Raw genomic sequence first — 12289 nt, 5'->3', positions numbered from 1 at the left:
GTGCTTATTAGTTTATAGTGAATAGAGTTGTGACGAAAAATGGAATTCATTTTTTATCGACACTCCATCGATAATAATTTAACTCTTGAAGGTTCAGAGTGATGGGAATAGAGATGACAACTACAGCAGCGATAGAATGCGGGTTTAGAAAACACTATCACTTTGGCGTGTTCGCTTTTGCAATGTTGCTTTCAAGCCAGGCGCATGCCGAGTCTTTTTTATGCGATGCTACTCAAGCAAGTGAAAATCAACTGCCAGTACTCGAACAAGCTTGTCCGATTGGTAAAGGCTTATGGGGAAGTTCTGAGCCTAAAGGGCATACTCAAAATGATCTGTTTTGGGTGCAGTGTGGTTTGTTGACGAAACCATTGTCATTAGAAAAAGCTAAACCTATCTACAAGAACATTTCTACCAACGTATGGATGAAACCAGAGGCAAAAGGTTTCCGCTGTTTAATTGGTCCGTATCAAACCTATTCTGATGCCAAAAAAGAGTTAAATGGTGTTCGTAAAGTTGAAGGCTATGAAGAAGCATTTATCCGAATGGTTGATAAATCCGCTTCCGGTAAATCTCAATCTCAGCCTAAACCAAAATCATCAGCAAAGCCTGAGTCAAAACCACCAGTAGTAGCGGCTACAGCTTCTCCAAAAGTATATACAGATTCGAAAGAGACAATGAAACCTAAGGCAGAACCGAAGGTTGCCAATTCTGTTGCTCCAATTCCTGCTGCGCCGACACTTAAAACCCACATGCCCAAGAAAGGCGATGAAAACTTCAATGTACAGATTCGCTTGCAAACTAACATCTCAGGTAAAACCTACTCAGTTCCTTATTTAAGTGATAACGAACATCAGTTCTACATGGAGCAAGGTAAGCCATGGAGCCGTTTAGACTACGACGGTGCTAAGTTAGTGTGCTATGAGTTAGGAATGGGTCTGGCAACGGAAGAACAGTGGCAAAGGCTACTTGAGTCTAAGGTGATGGAAAAAGAAGACTGGCCAATGCATTTACCTTATTGGGGACTTCTGAAAAAAGGCTTATTTACCAATGGTAATATCACTCAATTGAAAGGTTCATCATTATTGAATGTGCTGTGTGTGAAATAAGCATTAATCATTTAGTAATTCCTTCAGATAAAAGAAAACCCCGCAATTGCGGGGTTTTTTATAGGTATGACATTATTAATTCAGCTTAGTGAGCCAATTATTCGTTGTTACCTGTGCCAGTCCATTCAATGTTGAACTTAACCGCTTCTAGGTATTCGCCATTGCTGTCTTTTACCTTACCGATAATGCTGTATACGTTGTTAACTGTTAGTGCTGGTAAGTCAAAGTCAACAGACGCATAGTTAACGCCGTTTTCTTCATTTGTGTAACACTCAATAGCAGAGCCATTGAATTCTTCAGATTTAATTCTACCGATATCTTCACCAGTGAAGTAAAAGCCTGAGAAAAACTCATTAATAGTCGCACAGGTAAAATCATTATTTGGAACGTCAAAGGATAAACCTGCGTCCATTACGTTACTGTCATTTGAGTTAGAATTTTCTTTCAACGCTAAACCAATAGTACCTAAGTTATACGTTAGGTCTTGTTCTGCTGGTAAGTAAGCGGCGAAATAACGTGCATCGGGACCCATCTCAGAAGTCACATTGATACGTTTTTCGATGTCTGCTTTATTGCTGAAGTATGTATAACGTTCTGCTGAGTCTTCAGTAGCGTCTTTCATGCGGTGAATGATAGTTTTAGCACCGCTAGAAATTGCATCAGCGTCTTCAAACACTTCTACTTGGAAGGTTTCAACTAGGTTTTGACCATCTTCTACAAATTCAAATGTCGCAAAAAGTTTACCGTCGATAACTTCATAAGTTGCGTTTTCAGTGTGAGTATCAGCTTCAGAACATGTTGTCTTATTCGCGATGCTTCTTACATTACCCAGTACGATGCCATTTTCAAACTTAATCGAATCACACCAGATGCTCGCGTAGTTTTGCTCGCTTTCACCGTTTGAACTGCCGTGCTCTAGCATGTACCAAGTCTTACCTTCAAGAGGGTGAAGATCAGGTTCTGGTAAAGCACCTTCTGCTACGCTAGGCATTAACATTTCTTGGTAAGCTGCAGCGCCTTCGTTATCAACACCACCAACAGTGAATGCTTCTGAAGTGTCGGCTGCTGTTGCTTTTGTAGGTGTACCTGAAACGGTGATGATTGGGTTTGTACCTTCTTGTGGAGATACAGTTAAACCTGGAATTGTCATGTCACCAGTGCGGTAAGAAACAATGTCACCATCTTTGTCAGTGAATAGGTTTTCAATGTTGATGGTTTGTTCGAATGGAACACCCACCTCTAGCTGCCAGTTGTTGATTTCAGCTTGTAAAACGTCGTATTCAGTATAGTCAACAGTAGGAACCTGGTTCGCAGCTTCAATCTTAACCTTGAACGTCGCGATCGCAGAACCAACTACTTCAGGCGTCGAGTTCTTATCTTCAGCTGTTAAAGTCACTGTAAAGTCACCAGCAGCATCGATGTAATCTGATGCAACTAGAGTTAATGTGTCGCTATCAAGAGTCACAACAATACCGCTTGCTGCAGGGATGTTGTGAGTTAGAGTTGGCGTGATTAGAGTTTGGTCTTTATCAACAAATAAGCCTGCAATATCAAGAACGATATTTGATGAGCTACCATTCTCTTCTAGTGTTGGGATTTTACCTTGCTCTGTTTCTAAAACGCTTGCTGTTACAACTAGCTTATTGTTGGTTACAACAACAGGGTCAAGATCTTCACCAGGAGCCGCGTTATCTTCAATAACAGGTTTTAAATCGTTGTCTGCTAGTTGGTCTGAAGTTAGCGTATCAACGATCGCATCGGCTTCTTTTGCAAACTGATCAGATTTTTCTTCATAGGTCGTAGGGTTAGCCGCTTTCGATTCCGTTAGGATCTGTGCTGTTTTATGTAGCTCAGCATTTGCATCATCGCCTGAAACGAAATCAGAGTAAGGGTCGATAGGTGCTTCTTCTGTACCACCAAGAGCAGTGCTAACAATCGCAACCGCTTCTTCTTCAGTAACAGGAGCAGCGTCTGTACCTTTAGCCATTTCGATTGCAACTAAATCAGTAATTGGAGAAATAACTTCTGATGACGTAGGTGCGCGGAACACAAGCTCATGAGCCATTGCTTGAGCAGGGTGATCCATATCGATTGTGTATTTACCTGCGTATTTACTGCTATCGTGATTCACTAGTGCAGTTTGTACTGTGCCGCCCGGTGTTAATGTTTGAAGTGCTAGTGCACCTGAAACGTCGCCAGATATCTCAATTTGGCCTTGGTCGTTGGTAAGACCGAAAATAACGTCAGAGCCAATGTCTAGAACGCCATTGTTGTTTTTATCGTCAAAAACGACAGCTTGATTAAAGTAACCATCAAAGCCTGTAATGATTACGCCGCCTGGAGTTGGAGTGCCTGAACTACCATCAGAACCGCCACCACAACCTGTTAACGCTAAAGCCACTGACGCTGTTAATAAACTAACCTTTTTCATGAGATACCTTTATTTGAGTTTATAAACTCATTGTTATTTTGAGTTAACATCCATTTATCTTGGCGATGTTTTAACAGGTGGGTTTCAGAAATTCAATGCACGTAAAATCACAAAAAAACCGTAAAATTTAATTGAATTTTATTTCCATTTATCGCCTTCAGTTGAGGTTTTCTTTTCATTACTATTCCGCCCATCAATGAAAGGTTAGGGATGTAAAATGAAAAAGTGGATATGCTTAGGTTTAATGCCAATGGCGGTTTGGGCTCAGGACTATGCTCAAATAAAAAACAGCCAAGAGGAAATCAGTAAAGATCGCTACGGGTACTCTTACTTTACGGTGGGAATTGAGAACGTAACTTACCAAGAAAATTTTGGTGGATTAACGTCTGAAGTGACGGTAACCAACCCTGTGCTTAATACTGGTGGTCTGTATTACATCAATGATAAATATGACTTTTCTATTGATGCACTCGCCTCCTTTTCCCCTCAAAATGGCACTGAAGATTGGGTGAATGACGGTGGTGTCATTCAAAACAATCAGCTGGAATATCTCAAAACAGCCACCAATATACAGCTGCATTATAAAGTGAATGATCGTTGGAGAATCATTGGTGGACCCTCTCTTACGTATCAAACCTTCACTCGCTACGGTGTGAAAAACCATACTGCGGACGGCAATAAGTTTTTTTATGGAACCTGGGAAGAAACCTCAACAGATATCTTTCTTGATGTCGGTATCGCCTATGATGACGGCACTTTATATCGAGATGACAAGTGGCATGTCAGTGGCAAAGCGACATTCGGCTTACCCGTTTGGAGCGTGACGAGCAATACTCAATTCCCAGATACGGACTTTTATGACTTTGGCTTTAGAACCGCACTAGAAGGGACGGTCAGTTACGAAGTTGCACCGGGCTTCCATTTAGGGTGGTATGCGATGTTTGGTTATGAAAAACGCTTTGAATCAGATCCTGAGACCGTGACAACCAGTTATTGTAATACCATGGTTGATGGCAAGTGTACGGAAATGATTACCGAAAATAGAAAGGCGACTCTGCCTGAAGCCGATACTTATACTTTCAGTACTGGCTTACAGGCGTTGTGGAGTTTCTAAGATAAAAGATTAAGGGGTGAGGTACTTAACGTTCATCTTAATTTCTTCAACTTTATGAGCAAACTCGGCTCTAGGGCGGAGGATGATACTGAATATCTCTCCGCTCTTAAATTCATCAAAGCTTAAGAAGTCTACGTCGAAGAATGAGTAGCGTTTTTGCCATTGAGGGACAAAAACCTCCGCACACTCTATTGGCTCATTCTGTTCTCCAGTCGTTTGACCAATAATGTCACCGTAAACACCTTTCCCTGCAACAGATATATAATTAAAGCCGGTAAGCAAATCATTACATGTAACGTTAATTTGTTTTGATTGGATGTTTAAATCACCATCCATTATATCAGGGTTGCTAGGATTAGATTGTTGGTAGTTACTGAGATGCATACCAATAACGCCAAGGTAATAGCGCCCATTTGTCGCTAAGTACATGTAGTCATGTGGGGTCATTTGCAAGCTGTATTGCCCGGTGACGGTGTTAATACGTTGTTCTATCTGTGTTCGGCTGGATCCTAGAGTGTACGTTTCATAATGCTTACCAGTGAGAACACTGGCGACATAAGCGGTCGAGTACTTAGGTGAGTCAGGGTATTCTTCAAGGATTCGCCATGTCATGTCGGAATCAAAAGGAGACAGACTGCTAGTGGCGATTAAATCACCTTCGCTGACATGGTAGTTACCCACAAGGCGGAGGTCATTTTCTTGTGGGCAAGTCGTTAATGTTTTTGAGGCGGCAAAAAAGACTTCATCATTGATGAACTTAAACGCCTCACAGTAAACCACTTCGTAATTGTAATTCTTCCCCGCTAAATTATTGGTCGTTTCTAGGCGGAACCAGGTTTGACCAATCAGTGGGTGTGAAGTGTCTTCTTCTAAGCCTGAATCAACGAAAGGCAATTGAAAAGTGGCTGAGACCCAAGCATCTTCTTCTAAACCATGGTGGCTGTCTTTTGCTCGTATAATAATTTGAGTTGGCGTGTTTCCAGCTTTTGGTGTGCCTTGTATTTGAAGGTTCCCAGAGCTGCCTGATACAGAAAATGAAGGGTGATTAATGGTCATTTGAGTGGTGAGTAAATCACCGTCAGGATCTTCAAATAATCCTGAAATATCCAAAGAGTAATTAACTGGTGAGCTTTCAGTGAAGACCCATTGGTTGACTTCGTTTTGAATACTTTGCTGAGTCGCTAAATTGACTTCAGGTTTGCGGTTTTTATCTTTCAGCTGAGTTGGGTCATCGGTTTTAATGACCAATGTTTCTCCTGAGCCAGAAAAGCCAAAGGGCTCAGTTGTTTCTTGTTTTTGTTTGATAGAATAAGAGGAAGTATCGTTAGTGTTTTTCGCTTCTTTATCATCATCTTTTACTGATGCATCAGGTTCATTCTGCTTTGGTGATTGAAACTTTGGTGTTGAGTGGCTGCGAGAGTCTTCACTAGCATTGGATGGTTCTGTGTTCATCGTATCTATGAACGGCACCTCATTACTTTCTTTCGATGATAAAAAAGAGGGCAAGCTGATAAGAACCGCACACCCAGCTACAATGACAAAGCCAATTCTCTTTTTCATTATCTATACCAGTTTGTTCATTATTTATACCAGTTTGCTTTGAAGCCAGCTTCGAGAAAATTTAAGATCTTTTTCAATTAAGCTATCGCTGCACTCCAGCAACTGGCTGATTTCTTGATTTCGCATCCCCATTAAATATTTGAGTTTCAAAGCTTGAGATTGGCGAGGGTAGCGAAGGCTGAAACTATCAATAGCCTTATCCATGATGACAAATTGCTCGAATCGGTCGTCATGATCGTGACCAACCAGCGTAAGTTGTTGTCTTTTTTGAGCTTGTAGATGGCGAGCATTATCGATCAAGATCTGCCTCATGACTTTGGCAGCCATCAAGAAAAAATCTTTTTTACTGCTAATTGACTGCAAGTTAGATGATGACATCTTAAGGTAAGCATCATGTATGAGCGCTGTCGTGCTATTCATGCTGTCGTTTAATACTTGATTATCATCCCCATGTTTTTGCGCATTTCTAACTCGCTCTTCGAGAGCAATATGCCGAAGTTGCATATAAGCAAATTTGTACAGTTCAGTTTCTGCATGCTTATTACCTGATTGCCATTCATTGATGATTTGAGTGAGATCTGCCGTTGCTGTCGCCATTAGATATTCGACCCTACTTTGTTGAATTCAGAAACTGATAATGTCGTAATTTTATGGGAACCATCACCGTTTAACGAGATAGCCTGACGGAATCGATATAAGATTCCTTCGTCCCACTCTTTTCCTGCTGGAAGATATTCCCACGTTGTGAAATGTTGATTCGGAATTGAATCATACCAACGAACTTGAGTGTTTAATTGCGCTAAAGATGCCGTGTTTTCTGGGTTATTTAACCACCACATATCACCATATTGTTGAGTGACATCAGTGATATAGTGTGCAGCATTTGTAGAGCAGCCATCCTCAATCATTTCTGTCTGCAAGATGGTTTTGTTATTAATGTATAAGCATTGCTGAACCATATCAGTTTGCTCATATATGGTGTGCTGCCAGAACCCTTGATAAGGTATCGCATCACCCTTGCCTGATGCAGGGTAGGTGAACCAGATCATTTCCCGTTTGTTGGAATGTTGAATGTGTTCATTTCGGCCAAGCCCTTGGATTTTTTCCATCAACAGTTGAGTGGTTGGGTCAAAATCTAGCGCAACGGTTCTGTATTTCCAGTCCCCTTCGTCATCGTAATCTTCAATGGCAAAGCCGCTTAAATCATTGCGAGTACAACCTTTTGCCGCACACCCAATCAGACCACTCCAGCCTTCGGTATTTTCTATTGGCTCTCTGATTATCTCACTGGTTAGCTTACCTGGGACAAGGTTGCACCCTTTAAAATAATCGCCAATGCTCGGGTACTGAATGAGTTCATCGCCTGTTACTTTGTAATCAGTACTGCCGATTGGTCCATGATATTTAGGGTTTTTTGCATGGGCTAAATCATACATACAGGCTCTGCCCGCCCAATCTTTTTTCATGATGATGATATTGCTCATCTTGATGTTTTTAGGCGAAAAGATGATTTCATTTGAAGTAAAATTTTTCTTTATGTACTGCTGGCTTTGGTTTAAATGCTCGGTGGCTTCTTTGGTTGAAACTAAGTCCAAACCAAGAGAGCTCTCAATATTATCTAGATAGCTGAGATCAATACTCTTTAGCTGCTTTTGAAATGCCACGTCAGATAAGATTTTACTGGCAAGTACAATTTCTTCTCGGGTTTCAGGCGTACTATCGAGTGACAGTAATAACCGAGTCATATTAATACTGCGGCTTGGTTTGGTGGATGAAAGAGTCGGGGTAATGATTTGTTGGGCGGATAATGTCGTTAAAAGGTAGCCCGAGCTGTCATTGCCAATGAAAAAACTGATGATGTCTCCTGGGTTGTACTCAAATGCCCCTTTATTGGTGGTCCCTGATAAATTAGAGCTAGTTTCGTAATACAAACCTGAGACTGGAGAATCAATAAAGTATCCCGTTTGTGTTTCTGGCTGTGCGCCAACAACGTGATAGGAAAAGCAGCTTAGTGCCGCAAGTAAATAAAAAGTCTTCATGATTATTCTTAAAATTCTTCTCTGTAGATATTAAGCAAAGCTATGGTGTTGTGCAGCCTTCGGTGCAGTTTCTTACCAGCACTTGTTTTTCAGGTGCGGGGGTAAGCATGGCGAGCAACATTTTTTGTTTAATGTCTTTCGGTATATTTGGGTTGGATAAAATACGCCGACGAGTCAGTTCTAACATGCTATTGACAGACATATGGGCAGATTCACTGCCTTTCGCATGAAAAAGTAAACTGGTGACTTCAAACATCATATTTTCGGCAATCCGCTTTTCTTGCGCTAATTGCTGGTTTTGATAAATCAGCATGCTAGAAAATGCGGCGCCTGAAAGCAGCAATAAACAAGACAGCGCACATTGAACGGGCCTGCGGCAGAAAAGCTTTTTAGCCGTATAAAAAGGCAGGTGCGCTTTTTGCGATATTGGGCGACACGCTAATTGGTTTTCTATGTCGAGACGCATTTCAGCAACGGTCGAATAACGTTTAGAGATTTCCTCTTGTATCGACTTCTCAATGATATGAGCAATATCGGAGGTTGGTTTTTCTTTCGGAAAGAGTAATTTAAGAATTTTACCCAATGAGTAGATATCACTTTGCTGAGTCAGGTAATCTCCTGCCATTTGCTCTGGGCTTGCATACGCTTTGCTGTAAGCCGTTAATAATGTGGAATTCGATTTATTCGACTGGCTGACTTTTTGAGTTAGGTTGAAATCCAATATTTTTGGCGAAGCATCATCATCGATGAGTATGTTCTCAGGCTTTAGATCGGCGTGTAAGATCTGGTTTTGATGCGCATGCTCAATCGCAAAGCAAATATCTTTGAATAGTTTGAGTTTCTTATTTGGCGCTAAATGTGTGGATGCAAGGTACTGACATAAAGTCTGCCCTTTCACTCGTTCCATGACGATATAGACTGACCCTTCATACACTCCGCCATCAAATACCTTAGCGATATAAGGATGGTTGAGATGAGCTAAGAGCTGAGCTTCATCAAAAAGAGCCTTTTTTCCCAGAATATGGGTTAATGAGGGTTGAATGAATTTTATCGCGAGATCTTGCTCGAAGGTTTTATCGGCACGACTAGCGGCATAGACAATCCCCATTCCACCGCGTCCTAATTCATGAGTAATGTGATATTTGTGAATTAAGGTGTTGGTTAAGTCTAATTCGATATTCATTGCTTGATGCGCGTGAAAGCCGAGCAACTGGGTAAATTGCTCAGATTCTTTATCCACCGCAAGCAGTGGAGAGACTTTCTTAAATAGCTCAGGCTGAAGTGATTTTAGCTTTTTTAGATACACTTCTTTGTCTGAACCAGATAAATCCATTAGGTGGTAAAAGACCTCTGTGGGACTTTGGGCTGACATTGTCACTACTGATAATATTGTATTTATTAGAAAATCATTCTATAAGAAATCGGGTTGTTTCTTGAAGTTTTTATTGATATGAACACAAAAAAACCCAGCATAAGCTGGGTTTTTTATAAACTTTAGAGGCAATTAGCGCATTGTTACGAATTCTTCGCTGCCAGTTGGGTGAATAGCAACCACAGAGTCGAAGTCTGCTTTTGTTGCGCCCATCTTCATTGCAACACCAAAACCTTGGATCATTTCATCAACGGTAAAACCAATGCCGTGCAAGCCAACAACCGTTTCTTCTTCTCCAGCGCAAACCAACTTCATTTTGCAGGGTTGACGGTGCTTAGTCACGGCCGTGTACATTGCAGTAAAGCCAGAAGTGTAGACTTTGATATTGTCTTTGCCGTATTGCTCTTCAGCTTCTTGTGTCGTTAGACCAATGGTGCCGATAGGTGGGTGGCTAAATACAACTGTTGGCACTAGGTTGTAATCCATTTTTGCGTTGGTTTGACCGTTAAATAAACGCTCAGACAATTGACGACCTGCTTTAATCGCAACAGGAGTTAGCTCAATGCCGCCTTCCATGATGTCACCAACACAGTAAATACCTTTCACGTTTGTTTCTTGGTATTCATTAACCTTAATGTAGCCACGATCGTTTGTTTCAACACCTGTCGATGCAAGGTTAATTGCATCTGTTGCTGGGTGACGACCAATCGCCCAAATAAGCGTATCTACGTTTTGGCTCTCACCGTTTTCTAGGTGTAGAGTTAGGCTACCATCCGCTTCTTTAACGACTTCTTTTGGCACTGAGTGCGTGTGAAGTGTGGGACCTTCAGTGTTCATTACTTCTACTAGCGTTTCTACGATCATAGGATCGAAGCTACGTAGCGGTGATTCTTTACGGCAGAAAAGGTGAGTTTCCGTACCTAGTGCGTGTAATACGCCCGCAATTTCAACGGCAATGTAGCCTGCACCAATAACAGCAACGCGCTTAGGTTGTTCCATTAGCTCAAAGAAACCGTTTGAATCAATGCCGTGCTCTGCACCTGGAATGTTAGGAACAGTTGGGCGACCACCTACTGCAACGGTAATGTGATCAGCTGTGTAAAGCTCACCATTTACTTCTACTGTCTTCTCATCAACGAACTTAGCGAATCCTTTGATTACGTTTACTTTGTTGTTACCAAGAACGCGATCGTAAGATTGATGAATACGGCCAATGTACGCTTGGCGGTTTTCAATCATCTTGCTCCATTTGAACTCTTTAAGATCAACATCAAAGCCGTAATCTTCAGCGTAAAGGTTAATAGCTTCAGCAACTTGCGCGCCATGCCACATCACTTTTTTTGGTACACAACCAACGTTTACACAAGTACCGCCTAGATCTTGAGCTTCAATTAGTGCCACTTTAGCGCCATACATAGAAGCACGGTTTGCCGATGCAATACCGCCTGAACCGCCGCCAATACAAATGTAATCAAAATGAGTAGCCATTACTTTCTCCAATTTTTATTGAGTGAGAGCGTTGCTTGGATTGCTAGCGTAACGATCTCAACATGAATTTGTTTTATTTATTTTATATGGAGGATAGATCGGTTGAACTCAATCTATCCTTAAAATTATTGTTCTTTTTGTGCGCAATGAGAGGTTTCATTTCTCTTGGCAAAGTAGTGAGCATTCAGGAATGTTTATTCCGGAACGATCCATTCCACTTTGAAATGACCGGTCGCCGGTGCAATTGCTTCTTTTAAAACCGGTAAAATTTCATTCATCTGGTTTTCTAACATCCAAGGCGGGTTAATGACGATCATGCCAGATGCTGTCATACCGCGCTCGTTAGTATCAGGAGAAACACCGAGTTCAATTTGTAAGATTTTACGAATGCCTAAACCTTCTAACCCTTCAATCATGTCTTCAATATCGCAGCGGTTAACCACTGGGTACCAAATTGCATAAATACCCGTCGCCCAACGCTTATGGCTTTGAGCAATGGCTGTCACGACATCTCGGTACTCTTTTGCAAGCTCGTATGGAGGGTCAATCAGTACTAAACCACGGCGCTCTTTTGGTGGCAGGCTGCCCTTCAAACGTTGAAATCCATCTTCTTTGTAGATAGACACTTGACGGTCACGATGAAATTCTTGCTCTAGCAACGGGTGATCCGCTGGGTGAAGCTCGGTTAATACCATGCGATCTTGCTCGCGTAAATGAGCACGAGCCACACGCGGTGAACCTGGGTAAAAACGTAGTTTCTCACCGTTGTTTAGCGTTGAGATAGAATCTAGGTAGCTTTGTAATGCTTCTGGAAGACCGTCTTGGTTTTCTTCATTCATCGACCAAAGGCGAGCAATACCTTGTTTGTATTCACCAGTCTTTTCAGACCACTCGTGCGTTAAGTCGTAGCGACCCACGCCTGAGTGAGTGTCGTGATAAACAAAAGGTTTATCTTTTTGCTTAAGTGAATTAAGAATAAGGCTTTGTACGATATGTTTAACCACATCCGCATGGTTGCCTGCGTGAAAACTGTGACGATAACTTAGCAAAATGATTTCTCGCTTAACTGAATGAACCGTGGAGTCTCATCAACTGGTACTCCAAACAAACTAATGTGAATGATTATACGCCACTATTGAAATTTGCATAAGCTGCCTACATTTATTAGACGTATAAATG

The 12289-nt window shown here is 41.6% G+C and carries 9 protein-coding genes; 2 read left to right on the top strand and 7 right to left on the bottom strand.

All coding sequences use genetic code 11. The features are described 5' to 3' along the window. Positions 1-113: 113 nt before the first annotated feature. Positions 114-1106: an SPOR domain-containing protein gene (locus F0226_RS05400; RefSeq protein WP_171734690.1), complete on the top strand. Its 993-nt coding sequence runs from the start codon at positions 114-116 to the stop codon at positions 1104-1106. 97 nt (positions 1107-1203) lie between these two features. Here the strand turns inward: F0226_RS05400 and F0226_RS05395 are convergent, their stop codons facing one another. Further along, on the bottom strand, positions 1204-3537 hold the full coding sequence (locus F0226_RS05395; RefSeq protein ID WP_171734689.1) for a hypothetical protein: 2334 nt from the start codon (positions 3535-3537) through the stop codon (positions 1204-1206). 217 nt (positions 3538-3754) lie between these two features. Here F0226_RS05395 and F0226_RS05390 point away from each other — a divergent pair, with 217 nt between their 5' ends. Further along, positions 3755-4651, top strand: coding sequence for a hypothetical protein (locus F0226_RS05390; RefSeq protein WP_171734688.1), 897 nt, complete (start codon positions 3755-3757; stop codon positions 4649-4651). 9 nt (positions 4652-4660) lie between these two features. On the opposite strand, the gene F0226_RS05385 is transcribed toward F0226_RS05390, so the two are convergent. From F0226_RS05385 to F0226_RS05360, 6 genes are all read right to left on the bottom strand, one after another. Next, entirely contained in the window at positions 4661-6211 is a 1551-nt protein-coding gene (locus F0226_RS05385; RefSeq protein ID WP_171734687.1) for a hypothetical protein, read from the bottom strand. Between the two features lie 24 nt (positions 6212-6235). Further along, complete coding sequence (locus F0226_RS05380; protein ID WP_171734686.1) at positions 6236-6808, bottom strand: ECF-type sigma factor; 573 nt, start codon at positions 6806-6808, stop codon at positions 6236-6238. Continuing rightward, positions 6808-8250: a chromosome partitioning protein ParA gene (locus F0226_RS05375; protein ID WP_171734685.1), complete on the bottom strand. Its 1443-nt coding sequence runs from the start codon at positions 8248-8250 to the stop codon at positions 6808-6810. The genes F0226_RS05380 and F0226_RS05375 overlap by 1 nt, the downstream gene beginning before the upstream one ends. A 40-nt stretch (positions 8251-8290) precedes the next feature. Continuing rightward, positions 8291-9622, bottom strand: coding sequence for a serine/threonine-protein kinase (locus tag F0226_RS05370; protein WP_171734684.1), 1332 nt, complete (start codon positions 9620-9622; stop codon positions 8291-8293). 132 nt (positions 9623-9754) lie between these two features. Next, positions 9755-11110 carry a glutathione-disulfide reductase gene (gene gorA / locus F0226_RS05365; RefSeq protein WP_171734683.1) on the bottom strand — a complete coding sequence of 452 codons (1356 nt, stop codon included), beginning with the start codon at positions 11108-11110 and terminating at the stop codon, positions 9755-9757. Between the two features lie 194 nt (positions 11111-11304). Further along, on the bottom strand, positions 11305-12159 hold the full coding sequence (locus tag F0226_RS05360; protein WP_137373896.1) for a 23S rRNA (adenine(2030)-N(6))-methyltransferase RlmJ: 855 nt from the start codon (positions 12157-12159) through the stop codon (positions 11305-11307). Between the last annotated feature and the right edge of the window lie 130 nt (positions 12160-12289).

The organism is Vibrio sp. 99-70-13A1 (assembly GCF_013114625.1).
GTDB lineage: Bacteria > Pseudomonadota > Gammaproteobacteria > Enterobacterales > Vibrionaceae > Vibrio.
This window is presented reverse-complemented; position numbering and strand designations above follow the sequence as displayed.